The sequence below is a fragment of the Anaerofustis stercorihominis genome (assembly GCF_005844425.1).
Taxonomy (GTDB): Bacteria; Bacillota; Clostridia; order Eubacteriales; family Anaerofustaceae; genus Anaerofustis; species Anaerofustis butyriciformans.
Window position 1 is genome coordinate 1 of sequence record NZ_SPHL01000011.1, and the last position, 17,643, is coordinate 17,643.

Below are 17,643 nucleotides of genomic sequence, written 5' to 3' on the forward strand. Positions count from 1 at the left end.
TAATAAAAGGATTCGATTTAATCACATTTAACAGTATTATGGTTGAGTTTTTTCTTTTGGTTATATTTTTTAGAGGTATTAATTTTAATGGTAATAATCCAAAGAAAATACTATATCCATGTATGGTAATCATTACTGTTGTATGTGTATTTTTTGTTTTAAGGGCATTTTATTATATTGTGATTGGAAATAGCTTATTTGATGCACTTTTAAAATCCCTTACTTTTAATATATCAGGAAGTGTTTTTGATGTTAATCCGAATGATCCGGGTATACTAGTTATGTTTGTATGTGCCTTTTTACTTTCTTTTGTAGAGAAAAAGAATATATATATATATTTATTTTTAACATCACTTGTTGCATATTTACTTCTTTGTGGATGTAGAAGTGCATGTGTTGGAATAATTGCTGTTTTAATATCTATGTTTATTTATAAAAAATATAAAAATATTAATTGCAATAAAATAATGCTTTCAATGCTGATATTTTCATTTATATATTTAATGAGCTTGTTTACCTGCACTATGATAAATAAGGACACAATTGTTTTTACACCTTTTGAAAAAAGCTGGAATCATTATAGCTCAACAAGGTATATGCTTGATAAGTATACTATCTTATCTTTGGAAGATGATTTTCTTCTTGGGTTTGGTTCTTTTAAATATACGGGAGAAAAAAGATATGAATATTTAATGGAACATTTTCCTCAAGTTGTTGATGTTAGACTCGGAGCAGATGCAAACTATGCAAATAAATATAAAAGTTTAAATGCTCATAATGGATTTTTAGATTTTATTGCCGGAAATGGTATAATATGTTTAGCATTGTTTTTATATTTTATTATAAGTAAAATAAAAAATATAGATGATAAAGTGTGCAGAAAATATTACTTACCGATTATTTTTATGATTGTTGTTTCAAATTTTGAAAATACAATTTTAAATATAATTCCATTTATGTTTTTCTTGATACTTTTATTTATATCATGTATGGAACATGATAATTTGAATCTTGATAAATCAACTTAAAAGGAAAATTTTAAGTGTAGAAAATAAAAAATTAAAATATATAATATTTTTAATAGGAGTTAAAAATGGGAAATAATGAAAGAATTTTTTTAGCATCTCCTCATATGAGTGATGAAGGATATGAACAAGAATACATTAAAGAGGCTTTTGATACAAACTGGATAGCTCCTCTTGGTGCAAATGTAAATAACTTTGAAAAAGAAATATGTGATTACACAGGTGCAAAAGATGCAGCTGCTTTAGTTAGCGGAACATCTGCAATTCATCTTGCAATTAAACTTTTAAACATTGGTAAAGATGATATTGTATTTTGTCAAAGTCTTACTTTCTCAGCAAGTGCTAATCCAATAATTTATGAAAATGCAACACCTGTTTTTATAGACAGTGATTTTGAAACATGGAATATGAGTCCAAAAGCACTAAGGGAAGCTTTTGAAAAATATAAAGAACAAGGAATAAAACCAAAAGCTGTTATAGTTGTTCATCTTTATGGTATTTGTGCTAATTTAGATGAAATAGTATCAATTTGTAAAGAATATGATGTGCCTTTGGTTGAAGATGCTGCTGAAAGTTTAGGAAGTATTTATAAAGGTCAAATGACAGGAACTTTTGGTGATTATGGAATACTTTCTTTTAACGGAAATAAAATCATAACATCTTCAGGTGGAGGTATGCTTCTTGTAAATACTCCTGATAGCAGTGAAAAAGCAGCAAGAGCAAGATTTTTATCGACACAAGCAAGAGAAAATAAAAGATATTATTATCATAAAGAAGCAGGATATAACTACAGAATGAGTAATATTGTTGCCGGTATTGGAAGAGGTCAGCTTAAGGTATTAGATAAAAGAGTTGAACAAAAAAGAGAAATATATTTCCATTATAAAGATGCTTTCAAAGATATTAAAGAAATAAAAATGATGCCTATTGATGACGAAAATACAAGATGTAACTGCTGGTTATCTTCAATACTTATTGATGAAAAATCAAAAGTTAAACCTCTTGATATTATTTTAAAATTGGAAGAAAACAATATAGAAGCAAGACATATTTGGAATCCAATGCATAAACAACCATTCTTTGAAAAATATGATTATATTGATAACGGAGGAGTAGGAGAGTATATCTTTAATAACGGTGTATGTCTTCCATCTGATACAAAAATGACGAAAGAAGATATGCAAAGAGTAAGCGACATAATAAAGACTCTTTTTGAATAATTATGATTAGAAAAAGAACCTTTTACGACAAGTACATAAAAAGAATTATAGATTTTTTACTTTCTTTAATCGGGATAATTATTTTAAGTCCTGTTTTATTGATTGTTTCTATTATGGTAAGAACAAAATTAGGTTCTCCTATTTTATTTAAACAGGAAAGACCTGGGTTAAATGGTAAAATTTTTAAAATGTATAAATTTAGAACTATGACAAATGAGACTGATGAAAACGGAGAGCTTCTTCCTGATGAAGTTAGGCTTACAAAATTCGGTCAATTCCTTAGATCATCAAGTCTTGATGAACTTCCGGAAATGTTTAATATATTAAAAGGTGATATGAGTATTGTAGGTCCAAGACCTCTTTTAGTAAAATATCTTCCTTTATATAGTGAAAGACAATCTCACAGACATGATGTAAGACCGGGGCTTACAGGTTATGCACAGGTTAATGGCAGAAATGCGATAAGCTGGGAAGAAAAGTTTGAACTTGATATATTTTATGTAAACAATTCTTCTTTTATGGTGGATTTAATGATATTCTTTAAAACCATTAAAAAGGTTTTTGACAGAGAAGGAATAAGCAGTGATACTTCTGTAACAATGGAAGAATTTAAAGGTTCAAGAGAAGCTGAAGAGGTTGTATAATGAATAAAGTTGTTGTAATAGGCGGCGGTGGACATGCTAAGGTTGTTATTGACATTATAAAGAAAAACGGTTATAAAGATGATGAAATAGCTGTTTTAGATGATAATTTGAATATAGGAACAAAAATTCTAAATGTAGAAGTAAGGGGAAAAGTTAAAGATTGTATTCAATTTCCCAAAGATACAAAGTTTATTATTGCAATTGGAAATAATAAAGTAAGAGAAAAAATAGCAAATGAATATAAATTTAACTATACATCATTTATTCATCCCAAAAGTATAATCGCTGAAGATGTAAAGATAGGTGATGGTTGTGTAGTAATGGCAGGAGCAGTAATAAACAGTGGTAGTGTAATATCAGATCATGTTATTGTTAATACATCAGTTTCAATAGACCATGACAGCAAAATTGATGATTTTGCTCATCTTTCTCCCGGAGTTCATATGGGAGGAACTGTTAAAATAGGTAAAAGAAGCTGGATTGGTGTAGGAAGCAGTGTAAAAAACAATATTACAATATGCGAAGATGTTACTGTTGGTGTAGGCAGTGTCGTAGTTAAAGATATAAAAGAAAAAGGTGTTTATATCGGCTGTCCTACTAAAAAATTAAACAAGTGTATGGAGTAATAAATGAAGATTTGGATTTTAAACCATTATGCTACAAATATGTATTTTGACGGACTTGGCAGACATCAAAGTTTTGCAAAATACTTAATAAAAAAAGGACATGAAGTAAAAATATTTTGTGCCAGTACGGTTCATAACAGCGATGAAGTTGTTGATCTTGGTGGCAGACAATATATTGAAAAAAAAGGTATGGATAATGTTCCTTACATTTTTGTAGATACATCTATATATAAAGGTAACGGTGTTTCAAGAATAAAAAATATGTATTCTTATTACAAAAATGTAAAAAAAGTTGTAAGTGAATATATACAAAAAGAAGGAAAACCTGATGTAATATATGCTTCGTCTGTTCATCCTCTTGCACTTGTTGCTGGAATAAAATTAAAGAAAAAATTTAATATACCATGTATAAATGAAATAAGAGATCTTTGGCCCGAAAGTCTTATAGAATATGGTATAATAAATAGAAATAGTTTTATTGCAAAGATTCTTTATAAAGGTGAAAAATGGATTTATAAAAAATCTGATGCAGTACTTTTTACAATTCCCGGTGGAGAAAAATATATTGTTGACAGAAACTGGATATTAGATATTCCGTTAAGTAAAATATTTTATATAAATAACGGCGTTGATCTTGAAGAATTTGAATATAATAAACAAACTTATCAGTTAGATGATGAGGATTTAGAAAATGATCAAATATTTAAAATCGTATATGCAGGTTCAATCAGAGATGTAAACAATGTTGATGAAATATTGTCAATGGCAGATATCTATAAAGAAAAGGGAATAAACAATATTAAATTTATAATTTACGGAGACGGTCCAAGAAAAGAACCGCTTGAAAATTTAGCTTTAAAATTAAGACTTGACAATGTTGTATTTAAAGGAAGAGTAGAAAAGAAATATATTCCATTTATTCTTTCAAAAAGTAATCTTAATTTAATAAGCGGTATTTCCGGTAATATAGGTGCTTATGGCGTAAGTTGGAATAAACTTTTTGAATACATGGCAAGCGGTAAACCTATATGTGCAAATTATAATCTTGGAGATTTTAATTTAATAGAGGATAATAAAGTAGGAATTTGTAAGAAGTATACTGATTTAAAACAGTACTGTGACGATATAGAAAAAATTGTTTTAGATAATGAAAATTATAATGAACTTTGTGAAAATGCGAAAAACGCAAGCATTGAGTTTAGTTTTGATAAATTAACCGATAAATTAATTGATGTGATAAATTATATTATTAAGTAAAGTAGGGTGAAACGTATGAAAAATGAACTTTTAAAGAAAATTGAAAACAAAGAAATAGTTGTAGGTGTTGTAGGTCTTGGATATGTAGGTCTTCCTCTTGCAGTTGAAAAGGCAAAAGCAGGATATAAAACAATAGGTTTTGACGTTCAAGCAAGCAAAGTACAAATGGTAAATGAAGCAAAAAACTATATTGGAGATGTTGTTGACAGCGATTTAAAAGAGCTTGTTGAATCTAAGATGTTATCTGCAACAACTGATTTTAGTTTTGTAAAAGATGTTGATTTTATTGCGATTTGTGTTCCAACACCTCTTGATAAACATCAACAACCTGATATTTCTTATGTAAAGAATTCAAGCATAGAAATAGCAAAATATTTAACAAAAGGTACAATGGTTGTATTGGAATCAACAACTTATCCTGGTACAACAGAAGAGCTTATTAAACCAATTTTGGAAGAAGGTTCCGGATTAAAATGCGGAGAAGATTTTTATTTAGGTTTCTCTCCTGAAAGAGTTGACCCAGGTAACTTAATATATAAAACAAAGAATACACCTAAAGTTGTTGGAGCAATAGGTGAAGATGCAACAGAAGTAATTGCAAAAATGTATAGTTCAGTTTTAGAAGGTGATATTTATACAGTTTCATCTCCTGCTGTTGCAGAAATGGAAAAGATTCTTGAAAACACATATAGAAACATTAATATCGGTTTGGTAAACGAACTTGCAATGCTTTGTCATGAAATGGGAATAAGCTTATGGGAAGTAGTTGATGCTGCAAAAACAAAACCATATGGTTTCCAAGCTTTTTATCCAGGTCCAGGTCTTGGTGGACATTGTATTCCTCTTGATCCATATTATTTATCATGGAAAGCAAGAGAATATGGTTTTCATACATCAATGATTGAAAGTTCAATGATGATTAATGATAAAATGCCTGAATACTGTGTAGAAAGAGCAATGAAAATATTAAATAAACATGGAAAAGCTTTAAGCAAATCAAATGTACTTGTTCTTGGGGTTGCTTATAAACAAGATATTGACGATTACAGAGAATCTCCGGCAATAGATGTAATTGAAATACTTGAACAAAACGGTGCTAATACTGAGTTTTATGATCCATATATAAGTGAATACAAACACGAAGGAAAAGTAAAAAAAGGTATTGAAAAAATTGACGGAGAAATTATTTCTTCATATGATTTAATAGTAATAACTGCATCTCATAGCAATGTTGATTATGAAATGGTAAGTAAAAATGCTAAGGCAATTTTTGATACAAAAAATGCCATGAAAGAAATTGAAAACAGAGATAATATTGAAGTTTTATAATTAGGAGAATGAAAATGAAATATGCATTAATTGGTTGTGGAAGAATATCAACAAATCATATAAAAGCAGCCGTAAACAATAAATTGGAAATTGTCGCTGTTTGCGATATTTTAGATGAAAGAATGGAAGAGCTTCTTTCTAAACATGATTTACAAAATGATGAAAGTATAAAAAGATACAATGATTATAAGGTTATGGTTGAAGAAGTTAAACCTGAGCTTGTTAGTATTGCAACAGAAAGTGGTTCTCATGCTGAAATAGCTTTATATTTAATAGATAAAGGAATAAACGTAATAATTGAAAAACCTATGGCGATGAGCATTAAAGATGCTGATGAAATAATAAAAAGATCAGAAGAAAAAGGTGTAAAAGTATCTGCTTGTCATCAAAACAGATTTAATATTGCAGTTCAAGAAATGAGAAAGGCTCTTGAAAGCGGAAGATTCGGTAAACTTTCTCATGGTTCAATTCATGTTAGATGGAACAGAAATAAAAATTATTATGAACAAGCACTATGGAGAGGAACATGGAAAGAAGACGGCGGAGCCTTAATGAATCAATGTATTCATGGAATTGACTTGCTTAGATGGATGATGGGAGATGAAATCGAAGAAGTTTACGGAGTTACAAAACAACAATTTCATGACTATCTTGAAGCCGAAGATGTTGGAATGGCTGTAGTGAAATTTAAAAATGGTGCAGTTGGAACAATAGAAGGAACAACAAATGTATATCCTAAAAATCTTGAAGAAACTTTATATTTATTCGGAGAAAAAGGAACTGTTAAACTTGGCGGAAAATCTACAAACAATATTGATGTTTGGGATTTTGCAGATGAAACAGATGAAGACAATAAAAATAAAGGTCTTGAAGAACAAACAAGTAATGTTTACGGAAACGGGCATACATCTTTATTCAGAGATGTTATAGAAGCAATTGAACAAGACAGAAAACCTTATGTTGATGCAGTTGCAGGAAGAAATGCTCTTGAACTTGTTTTAAGTATATATAAATCACAAAAAGAAGGTAAAGCCGTAAAACTTCCTTTAGATGATTTTGCAAGTACTGATATGAAAGGTGAATTTTAATGAGTGAATATTTCGTTCATGAATCCAGCTATATAGATGAAGATGTCATAATTGGTAAAAATACCAAGATATGGCATTTTTGTCATATTCAAAAGGGTGCAAGAATAGGTGATAACTGTTCTTTCGGTCAAAATGTTAATGTATCAAATAACGTAAAAATAGGTAATGGTTGTAAAGTTCAAAACAATGTATCAATATACGAAGGTGTAGAACTTAAAGATTATGTTTTTTGCGGCCCTTCAATGGTTTTTACAAATGATTTAACACCAAGAGCAAAATATCCAAAAGGACCGAGTGGTTATAAAAAAACATTACTTGACACAGGCTGTAGTATAGGTGCAAATGCGACAATCGTTTGTGGAAATAAAATCGGTAAATGGGCAATGATTGCATCCGGTGCTGTTGTAACAAAAGATGTGCCAGATCATGCTCTTTATGCAGGTGTTCCTGCAAGACAAATTGGATATGTATGCGAATGTGGAAATGTACTAAATGAAGATTTGAAATGCAGTTGTGGAAGAGAGTATAGAAAAGAAAGTAATGGTCTTGTAAGGAGTAATAATGATTAAGGTTTGTCATATGACCAGCGCACATAAACCTAATGATATTAGAATTTTTGAAAAAGAATGTGTTTCTTTGGCAAAAAAAGAAGAATACGATGTGTATCTGGTTGCAAAAGGTGAAAGTTATCAAAGTAAAAATGTAAATATTGTAGGAATAGGTGAAATAAATAGAGGCAGAATATCAAGAATGCTTTTTACAGCTAAGGATATTTATAAAAAAGCTCTTGAAGTAGATGCTGATATATATCATTTTCATGACCCTGAGCTTCTTCCTTACGGTTTGAAATTAAAGAAAAAAGGTAAGAAGGTAATTTTTGACAGTCATGAAAATTACAGTGAACAAATAAAGGAAAAGTATTATATTCCAAAGATTTTAAGAGGATTTATTTCAAAAGTATTTAAAAGTTATGAAAGCAAAGTAACGAAAAAAATAGATGCTGTCATCTTTCCTTGTCCAATGTTTGGAAAGCATCCTTTTGAGGGTAGAAGTAAAAGATGTGTATATATAAATAATACTCCTATACTTGAAGAATTATATGATAAATATAATGAAAAAGATAAAGATTATTCTAAACCTGTTGTATGTTATGCCGGAGGACTTAATGTAAACAGAGGAATAACAAAATTAATAGAAGGTAGCTATAAAGCCGATGCTAAATTAATTCTTGGAGGAAATTTTGTTCCTAACTCATATGGTGAAGAATTAAAGCAAAAGGAAGAATATAAATGTGTAGACTTTAGAGGATATTTAAATAGAGATGAAGTATTGAATATGTATGAAGAATCTACAATTGGCGCAAATGTTCTTTTAAATATTGGGCAGTATTCTGTTCTTTCAAATTTATCTACCAAGATATATGAATTTATGTCTATGGGGCTTCCTGTTATAAGTAATGATTATCCATACGCAAGAGAAGTAATGGAAGAATATAAATTTGGTTTGGTTGTTGATTCAAGTAATAGTGATGAAATTGCTAAAGCTATAACTTATTTAAGTAATAATCCCGATATTGCAAAACAAATGGGTGAAAACGGAAGAAAAGCAATTAAAGAACATTTTAATTGGAGTGTAGATGAAAAAGTTTTATATGATTTATATTTAGATATATTGAAATAGTGAGGATAGATATGGAATTTAGAGATTTAAAAACTCAATACAGAGTATTGAAAGATGATATAGACAAAGCATGTGAAGAAGTAATGTTAAACTGCAATTTTATAAGTGGAAAACAAGTTGAAGAACTTGAAAAAGAACTTGCAGAATATGTAGGTGTTAAACATTGTGTAACTTGTGCAAATGGTACAGATGCTCTTTCTCTTGCTTTAATGTCTTGGAATATTGGTAAGGGAGATGCTGTTTTTGTTCCTGATTTTACTTTCTTTGCTTCAGGTGAAGTAGTATCACATATAGGGGCCACTCCTATATTTGTAGATGTAGATAAAGACAGCTTTAATATTTGTCCTAAAAAGCTTGAAAAAGCTATTTTAAAAATTAAGGAAGAGGGAAAACTAACTCCTAAAGTTATTGTTGCTGTTGATTTATTTGGACTTCCTGCAGATTATAAAGAAATAAGAAAAATAGCTGATAAATATGGTTTATTTATTCTTGAAGACGGAGCACAAGGCTTTGGTGGTGAACAAGATGGTAAAAAAGCATGTAGTTTTGGGGATATAAGTACAACTTCTTTCTTCCCTGCAAAACCTCTTGGCTGTTACGGAGACGGTGGAGCTGTATTTACTAACGATGATAACATTTGTGAACTTTTAAAATCTTATAGAGTACATGGAAAAGGTTCTATGAAATACGATAACGTAAGAATTGGTGTTAATTCAAGATTAGACACAATTCAGGCTGCAATTTTAAAAATAAAACTTAGAGCATTTAAAGATTATGAATTAAAAGATGTTAATGATGCCTCAAAAAAATATACAAAAGCATTAAAAGATATTGTTAAAACTCCTGTAATTAAAGATGGGTTTTATTCAAGTTATGCTCAGTACACTCTTACTTTGGAAAGTAGAGAAATAAGAGAAGGTCTTCAAGCTTTCTTAAAAGACAATGGTATTCCTACGATGATATATTATCCAAAACCAATGCATGAACAAAAAGCATTTGATTATTTAGATTATAAAGGTGAAGATTTTGAAAACACAAATATGCTTTGCGATTGTGTTTTATCAATTCCAATGCATCCTTATTTAAAAGATGAAGATATTGATTTTGTTGCAGATAAAATCAAAGAATTTTTCAGTGGCAGGAAATAAATGAAAATTTTATTAATAGGGAATGCAAATTCTTTTTGGATAAAAGAATATGTACAATATGTACTTTTAAATGAGGAAAATGATATTTTCATCGTATCAAAACCGGTGACAAATAAGGAATTTAAGTATTTTTATTCAAATAGTTCTGTTCAAATTTTAAATACAGATAAGGGAACATTTTTAATTGACTTTATCCCCAAAATCAGAACTCTTGTAAATATGAGAAAAAAAGTAAAAAAAGAGTTCAAAAGAGGAATGTTTGATGTGATTCATATTCATTCTGTTCCAAGCAATTTTATGATTAAATTCTTAAGTAAGAAAATAATAAAATATGGTAAGAGCCTAATTTGCACATACTGGGGATCTGATTTATTATCAAAAAGCAAGGAACAGTTAGAAAATGCCATACCTTGCCTTGAAAAAGCTAAGTACATATCTTATTCTTCTGATGGAATGGATAAATATTTCCATGATGTATTTGGAGATATTTATAATAGTAAAATTCAACGTGCTAAGTTTGGTATATCAATTTATGATGTTATAAACCAAGTAAAAAAAGAAAAAACAAAAGAAGAATGTAAAGAATTTTTAGGGATAAATAAAAATAAAATAAGTGTTGCAATAGGGTATAATGGTAACAAAAGACAACATCACTTAGATGTAATAAAAGAGATTGCAAAATTAAATAAAGAAACATTGGATAAAGTATGCTTGATAGTTCAATTAAGTTATGGGCTTTCAAGTGAGGAATATCGACAAGAAATTTTAGATGAATTAAATAAAATAGATGTTGAATTTGTTGTAATAGATGATTTCTTGGATAAATTAAAATCAGCAATGTTAAGACTTGCAACTGATATTTTTGTTCATGCACAGGAAAGTGATGCATTTTCTGCATCAATACAAGAATGTGTATATGGAGGAAGTATTCTTATAAATCCATCTTGGATAATGTATAAAGAATTTGATAATGTTGGAATAGATTATTTAACATATAATTCTTATAAACAAATAGGAGAATATATAAATAATATTATTGAGGGGAAAGTTGATATAGACAATTCTGATAAAGTCAATCTTTTATATGATAAATATTCATGGCAAGCAGTAAAAGAAGATTGGTTAAAGTTATATAGTTAATACATTGGAGTAAAGTTATGAATAACCTTTTAATTAACGTTATTAATAAAATAAGTAATTGGAATCAAAGAGTATCAAATGAGAATAAAGCTAAAATACTTGTTTTTAGCTTTTTCTTATTATTTGTCAATATGATGCTTTCTACATCGGGTGTATATAAAGGCAGTACATCAATAGCAGCATTTATAGGTGTAGTTATTACTTTTGTAATAATGTGCTTAAGTATACATAAAATAGATAAAATTGAATTTAACAAAGCAGTAATGATTTTATACTATATAGTTGGACTTTGTTTTCTAATGTCAGCAATTTTGCATAAAGTTGTTGCTTTTGTTTTGCTTGCATTGATACTTTTGTTTTTATTTCCTGTTTTTTACATAATTTTTAATGCAAAGAAAAACTATAATGAATTTTTAATCTTACTTTCAAAAGGGGCAAAGTATAGTTATATTTTAATGATAATTGTTTCAATTATTATTTCTCCATTATCAGATGGACAGTATGCATCTTTTTTAGGTAATCCAAATGGTCTGGGAGCTTTTGTTTCTGTGATATTTGCTTCTTTGCTTTACTTATATGAAGTACAAGAAGGAAAAAAGAATAAAATAATAAATATGTTTTTAATAGGAAGTATATTTGCTTTTACAATATTCACTAAATCAAGAACGACTTATTTATGTTTGGGATTTTCATTTATTGTATATTTAATATATTTGTTTATAAACAAAAGATATACAATAAAAAATATAATAATGAAAATATTAAAGATTTTTATTTCTGCTGTTTTAGGCACAGTAATAATATTTGTTTGTCTAACATATGTAAATGGATTTATTTTAAAAATGGAAGAAAATATCCTTGGCTCATCCTTTAAGGTTGTGTTTGATCCTCATAGCAGTTATAACGAAATTACAGATTTGGGAAGTCAAATTTCCAGTGCTGCCGATAGAGGAAAAAAAGGAATAGGAAACAGCGATTCTTTGTCTTCAGGAAGAGCTGAAATATGGAGAACTTATCTAAATGATTTAAATATTACAGGTCATAATGCAGATAAACTTAAAGTTTTGTATCAAGGTGGGTATATAGAAGCAAATGCACATAATACATATTTGCAAATAGCACATAGCGCAGGTATAATAGCAGGAATAAGCTTTATTGTCTTAAATTTAATGTTTGCATACTATCTACTCAGAATTCTTTTTAAGGGAATAAAAGAAAGATATTTAGATGAAAAATATTTATTTTTAGGTGGTATGTTAATAAGCTGTGAGATAACAATGGTTTTATCGTCAGTATATTATCCATATATAAGTGCAGTTTCGTTGTTTTATTATTTTATAATAGGGTATTTGTTTAACAAAAAGAAATATTTAGATATTTAATTGAAATAATGTATAAAGTAAATTGGAGAGTAATATGAGTCAAAAAATATCTTCAGGGAATGTTGTGATAAATCTAATATGGAAGTTTATGGAGCGTATCAGTGTACAAGCCATTAATTTAATTATTCAAATTCTTCTTTCAAGAAAACTTTTTCCGGAAGATTTTGCGGCAGTGGCTATTATTACTGTATTTATAAACATTGCTACAATATTTGTTCAAAGCGGTTTTGGAACGGCTTTAATTCAAAAAGCGGAAATAGATGAAATTGACAGTTCTTCTATATTTTATTTTAGCATCACCGCTTCAATAGTATTATATGTTGTGTTATATTTTATTTCACCCCTTGTTTCTGCTTATTATAATATTGAAATTTTAAAATATCTTCTTAGAGCGGAAGGAATAATACTTGTATTTGGGGCATTCAATACAGTACAACAGGCAATTATGGCAAGAAATCTTGAATTTAGAAAAAACTTCAGAGCAAGTTTACTTGGTTGTATTTCTGCCGGGATTTCAGGCGTAGCTCTTGCATATGCGGGAGCGGGGATTTGGGCCCTTGCAATATCAACAATAGTTAATAATTTTGTTTTGACGGTTGTATTGTGGTTTAGCGTAAAATGGAGACCAAAGCTCGTTTTTTCTGCAAAAAGAGTAAAAACATTATTTTCATTTAGCTGGAAACTTGTTTGTTCATCTCTTGTAAGCACCTTTTATACAAATATCAGAACCTTAATAATAGGTAAGGCTTTTAATCAAAAAACACTTGGGTATTACAATAGGGGGGACATGCTTGGTTCAAGTCTTATGAACGGACTTACAGGTGCAATTTCATCAGTAATGTTGCCTGTTCTTTCAACAAAGCAGGATAGGGTAGATGAACTTAAGAAAATGCTTAGAAGAACAATGTCTATAAACTGTTTTGTTATTTTTCCTGTTATGTTTGGTCTTGTTGCTGTTTCTAAACCTTTAATAGTAATTTTATTTACGGGAAAATGGCTTCCTGCTGTTCCTTTCATGAGGATAGTTTGTATAGCCTATGCTTTTTATCCAATGCATTCTGCAAATCTACAAGCTATTAACGCAATAGGAAGAAGTGATGTTTCTTTAAAGCTTGAAGTTATAAAGAGAGTTATGGGGCTATGTTTAATAGGACTTAGTTTCCCGTTTGGTGTTTATGCAATTGTTGGAAGTGAAATAGTATTTTCATTGCTTGCAACAGTTGTAAACGGATTTCCGAATAAAAAACTTATTAACTATTCAATAAAAGAACAATGGAGAGATATTTTCCCATATTTATTGGTGTCAATAGTAATGTGCGTTATTGTATATGGTATAAGTCTTGTTTTAAGCGTAAATAATATTATTTTGTTATTAATTCAAATATTATCCGGTATATGTATTTATGTTTTAGGATGCCATTTATTAAAACTTGAAGCATATGCATATATGGTTGGTAAAATAAAGGGATTTATAAGAAAAAGAAAATAAAGCAAGGATTTATTTTTCCTTGCTTTTTTTATTTTTTCCTGTATGCTCATATTCTTTAATTAATTCAAGCAGTTTATTTCTCGCATCTTTAAGAGATCCTACTTCATCAATAAGTCCAATTTTAACTGCGTCTTCACCCACTAAAACAGAACCCATATCGTTTACCAGCTCATCTGTATTTAACATTATTTTTGTAAAAACATCTTTATCTACATTTGAATGTTCTATTACAAAGTCTGTTATTCTTTCCTGCATTTTCTGGAAATATAAGAAACTTTGCAAAACTCCTATTACAAGCCCTGTTGTTCTTATAGGGTGTATCATCATGGTTGCAGAAGGTGTAATAAAAGAATAGTTACCGCTTACGGCTAATGGGACACCAATGCTGTGACTTCCTCCAAGCACCAATGTTACGCAAGGTTTACTCATTCCGGAGATTAATTCTGATATTGCAAGCCCCGCTTCTACATCTCCTCCCATTGTATTTAAAATAAGAAGAACTCCTTTTATTTCTTCTTTTTCTTCAACATCCATAATCATCGGAATAATATGTTCGTATTTTGTTGATTTTTTTGGAGAAGAAGCTTCAACATGCCCTTCAATTTCTCCGATTATCGTTATAGTTTGAATTCCGCTTGAATAAAAGTCATTTGTTTGTCCAAGCTCTTTTAACTTGTTTATGGTTTCCTCATCAAAATTTTCTTCATGAGACATATCAAACTCTATTTCATTATTTATTTTTTTCATTTTCTATCCTTTCAAAAGTAATAAAATAAGAAGGAACTTTGTTCTGTTTTATTTTGTCTGTTAATGAAAAAAATATGTGTTATATTTTGCATAAAATAAAAAAAGAACGGGTAACCGTTCTTTTTTTACTATTTAATAAGGTTTGTATGTAATACGTTAACCGCATCTTTTGCTTGTTTTGTATCAACAAGTACTGATACTGTTGTACTTGAGTCAGAAGATTGATGAACAAAAATATTGTTTGAGTATAAAGCTGCAATTATTTTTGCAACAACTCCCGGAACACCTTTCATTCTTCCCATAATTGTTATTTTTGTAAATCCTTCTGTTATTGTATATTCAAGACCTAATTTTGTCATTACTCTATCAACTATATGTTGTTTATCTGTATCAATTATAAATGTTTTTCTGTCAGGGAAAATATTTATCATATCAATAGAAACTTCTTGATCTGCAAGAACTTCGAATAATTTATCTTCTTTCTTAATATCTGTAAATTTAATATCAACTTGGCTACAACCATCCATTGAAGTAACTGCAGAGAAATGTTTGTCACTGAAAATATCTTGTGGAGTATCTTCGATTCTTGTTCCACCATAATATCTTCCTTTTTGTGTATTTAAAATTGCAATAGGAACATCTGCTTTCATTGCATATTCTACTGCTCTTGGGTGAATAACCTTTGCACCATATTCTGCAAGTTGGAATACTTCATCGTAGTCTACTGTTTCAATTAATTCTGCATTTTCAACAACTCTTGGGTCTGCTGTCATTACACCGTCAACATCTGTATAAATTTCAACAAGTTCAGCATTTAAAGCTGCACCAAGCGCTGTTGCTGTAATATCACTTCCGCCTCTTCCAAGAGTTAGGATTTGTCCGTTTTTGCTCATTCCTTGGAATCCTGCAACAACAGGAACGATATCTTGATTTAGAAGTTCTAATAATCTGCTTGTATCTATTTTTACTATTTTTCCATCACCATAATTTTCGTTTGTAACAATACCAGCTTGTCCACCTGTAAGAGCTCTTGCGTTTATTCCTTTTGCTCTTATTTCTTCACTTACAACAACTGTTGTAATAATTTCACCGCAGCTTGCAAGTAAATCTTTGTTTCTTAAGTTAGCATTTTTTGTATCGGGAAGTAAACTTAAAAGAGAATCTGTGGCGTATGGTTCAGGTTTTCTTCCCATAGCCGAAACTACAATAATAGGTTTAAGTCCATCATCGATTGCATCGATCATGTTTTTTATAATCATACTTCTTGATTTTGCTGTATTTACACTTGTTCCACCATATTTTTGCACAATAATTTTCATGTTTTAAACCTCTGTATACTTAATTTTTTATATCTACCATTATTGTATCCATTCCAATTTTTACAATGTTTTCCCAAGCTATTGCACGGTATTGTACTTCACCTGAAAAGAAGGTTCTGACCTTTCCTTGTGGAATTAATACTGCTTCTATTTTACCTTCTTTTTCATTAATTTTCAAGTCGCAATTGCCTAAAACCCCCATTTTTTCACCGTTATTTATATTTACAATTATTCTATCCTTTAAATCAGACAAATTCATATGTTTCACCTCTTTTAAGTATATGAAAATATCTATGGAATATTAATGAAACTTTATGTAAATATATAGTTTTATGTATATTATATTTTCTTGAAATTGTTTGCATTTGTATATATAATTAAATTAAGATAAAGTATGAAAGGATGTGAGGGAAATGCTAGATGCAGAACAAAAAAAATTGGTAAAAAAATACTGCCTTTATCCAAGTCTTTCATTAACATTTTTAATTGTTTGTTTAACAATTGGAATTCTTTGGTTAATTTTAAACATGCTTGGAGATTTGGTTTTTAATTCTACTACAGTTTATACTATAGGTATTTGGGTGTATATTGGTATTGTATTGGTTTATTTGATACTTTTTGTTTATTGTTTTTTATGTACAAAGCTTGGAATGAGAAAAGAAAAGTGGACTAAAATTGTAGAGTATGCAGATGTTAGATTATCAAATAAAGATTATTCAAAAAGTATAAGCGCTCTTTTAGGTGCAAGAGGAGTTTCAACTTTACTTGATTTATCTGATAATCAGAGTTTAAAAAACGCTTCTGATGCTTTAGATGTTGCTTCTGCCATAGGTAGTGTTGCAATGGTTGCTTCAATGACAAATGAATTAAGTTCTAATGCAAAAACAGTCGCAAGAGTTTTTGATGTTGAAATTCCTAAAGCAAGAAAATACGTTTTATCAATAGTATTTATTCCGATTATTTTGTTGGTAGCTACATATATTCCTCATTTTATTTTTTCCGCAAATAATGCAAATAATCAAACTCTGCTTGCATCAAAATCTGTATATGCATTACAACGCTCATTTGAAACAGATTGCGTGAATGTAAGAATTGATGATCCTCTTGAAAAATATAATTCTCATGGATATGATGTTGCGGGATATTTATATGATTATGATGAAGAGTATAATTCAAATATAAATGTAAGTGTAAATAATGAAGGATTAATAGAAGAGATAACTTACAGTATTGATATTGATATAAATAAAAGCAAAGAAGAAAATTTAGAAAAAGCTAAATTAGATATTTTAAAATTAAATGTAATGTTAAATGATGCAAATGTAAAAGCATTGTTTAATGAACTTCTTGAAGAGTATGAACTACCTAAAGAATTTTGTGATAAATTTATGGAAGGTTCATATTACGAAAAAATAAATTATAGCGTTAATGAAAATGTTGATATAGATTACTTTACAGAAACTAGGGAAGATTATGATGAGTATAGTTCATCTTATATTTATTTCACAATAGAAGCAGCTGAAAAATAAAAAGAAAGCAATATGCTTTC

The 17,643-nt window shown here is 29.2% G+C and carries 17 protein-coding genes; 14 read left to right on the forward strand and 3 right to left on the reverse strand.

The genetic code is table 11. The features are described from left to right. The 13 genes from FGQ49_RS04480 to FGQ49_RS04540 all read left to right on the forward strand — a co-directional run. A partial coding sequence (locus tag FGQ49_RS04480) for a hypothetical protein (protein ID WP_171020579.1) occupies positions 1-1,028 on the forward strand: 1,028 nt, incomplete at its 5' end. 65 nt (positions 1,029-1,093) lie between these two features. Beyond that, a complete protein-coding gene (locus tag FGQ49_RS04485) occupies positions 1,094-2,245 on the forward strand; it encodes an aminotransferase class I/II-fold pyridoxal phosphate-dependent enzyme (protein WP_138268679.1) in 1,152 nt (383 codons plus the stop codon). Positions 2,246-2,247: 2 nt separating this feature from the next. Next, positions 2,248-2,889, forward strand: coding sequence for a sugar transferase (locus FGQ49_RS04490; protein ID WP_138268680.1), 642 nt, complete (start codon positions 2,248-2,250; stop codon positions 2,887-2,889). Continuing rightward, positions 2,889-3,515, forward strand: a complete 627-nt coding sequence (locus FGQ49_RS04495) for an acetyltransferase (RefSeq protein WP_138268681.1) — start codon at positions 2,889-2,891, stop codon at positions 3,513-3,515. The genes FGQ49_RS04490 and FGQ49_RS04495 overlap by 1 nt, the downstream gene beginning before the upstream one ends. Positions 3,516-3,518: 3 nt before the next feature. After that, a complete protein-coding gene (locus FGQ49_RS04500; protein ID WP_138268682.1) occupies positions 3,519-4,772 on the forward strand; it encodes a glycosyltransferase family 4 protein in 1,254 nt (417 codons plus the stop codon). A 15-nt stretch (positions 4,773-4,787) separates the two neighbouring features. After that, positions 4,788-6,101 (forward strand): nucleotide sugar dehydrogenase, encoded by a 1,314-nt coding sequence (locus FGQ49_RS04505; RefSeq protein WP_138268683.1) that lies wholly within the window; start codon positions 4,788-4,790, stop codon positions 6,099-6,101. A gap of 14 nt (positions 6,102-6,115) precedes the next feature. Further along, entirely contained in the window at positions 6,116-7,189 is a 1,074-nt protein-coding gene (locus FGQ49_RS04510; RefSeq protein ID WP_138268684.1) for a Gfo/Idh/MocA family protein, read from the forward strand. Continuing rightward, positions 7,189-7,758, forward strand: coding sequence for an acyltransferase (locus tag FGQ49_RS04515; protein WP_138268685.1), 570 nt, complete (start codon positions 7,189-7,191; stop codon positions 7,756-7,758). The genes FGQ49_RS04510 and FGQ49_RS04515 overlap by 1 nt, the downstream gene beginning before the upstream one ends. Then, positions 7,751-8,869 (forward strand): glycosyltransferase family 4 protein, encoded by a 1,119-nt coding sequence (locus FGQ49_RS04520; RefSeq protein WP_207669787.1) that lies wholly within the window; start codon positions 7,751-7,753, stop codon positions 8,867-8,869. Before FGQ49_RS04515 ends, FGQ49_RS04520 begins: the two co-directional genes overlap by 8 nt. 11 nt (positions 8,870-8,880) lie before the next feature. Further along, on the forward strand, positions 8,881-10,017 hold the full coding sequence (locus FGQ49_RS04525; RefSeq protein ID WP_138268686.1) for a DegT/DnrJ/EryC1/StrS family aminotransferase: 1,137 nt from the start codon (positions 8,881-8,883) through the stop codon (positions 10,015-10,017). Next, positions 10,018-11,157, forward strand: a complete 1,140-nt coding sequence (locus FGQ49_RS04530) for a glycosyltransferase (RefSeq protein WP_138268687.1) — start codon at positions 10,018-10,020, stop codon at positions 11,155-11,157. Between the two features lie 17 nt (positions 11,158-11,174). Continuing rightward, a complete protein-coding gene (locus FGQ49_RS04535; protein ID WP_138268688.1) occupies positions 11,175-12,539 on the forward strand; it encodes an O-antigen ligase family protein in 1,365 nt (454 codons plus the stop codon). A 34-nt stretch (positions 12,540-12,573) separates the two neighbouring features. Then, positions 12,574-14,028 carry a lipopolysaccharide biosynthesis protein gene (locus FGQ49_RS04540; protein ID WP_138268689.1) on the forward strand — a complete coding sequence of 485 codons (1,455 nt, stop codon included), beginning with the start codon at positions 12,574-12,576 and terminating at the stop codon, positions 14,026-14,028. 9 nt (positions 14,029-14,037) lie between these two features. On the opposite strand, the gene FGQ49_RS04545 is transcribed toward FGQ49_RS04540, so the two are convergent. The 3 genes from FGQ49_RS04545 to FGQ49_RS04555 all read right to left on the reverse strand — a co-directional run bounded on the left by FGQ49_RS04545 (position 14,038) and on the right by FGQ49_RS04555 (position 16,353). Then, entirely contained in the window at positions 14,038-14,742 is a 705-nt protein-coding gene (locus FGQ49_RS04545) for a ClpP family protease (RefSeq protein WP_138268725.1), read from the reverse strand. A 161-nt stretch (positions 14,743-14,903) separates the two neighbouring features. Then, positions 14,904-16,094: an aspartate kinase gene (gene dapG, locus FGQ49_RS04550; RefSeq protein WP_138268690.1), complete on the reverse strand. Its 1,191-nt coding sequence runs from the start codon at positions 16,092-16,094 to the stop codon at positions 14,904-14,906. Between the two features lie 19 nt (positions 16,095-16,113). Continuing rightward, entirely contained in the window at positions 16,114-16,353 is a 240-nt protein-coding gene (locus FGQ49_RS04555; protein WP_138268691.1) for a YlmC/YmxH family sporulation protein, read from the reverse strand. Positions 16,354-16,507: 154 nt separating this feature from the next. Between FGQ49_RS04555 and FGQ49_RS04560 the strand changes: the two genes are divergently transcribed. Continuing rightward, the gene (locus tag FGQ49_RS04560; protein WP_138268692.1) at positions 16,508-17,623 is read left to right on the forward strand and encodes a hypothetical protein; all 1,116 of its coding nucleotides are present in this window, start codon (positions 16,508-16,510) and stop codon (positions 17,621-17,623) included. Positions 17,624-17,643 lie beyond the last annotated feature (20 nt).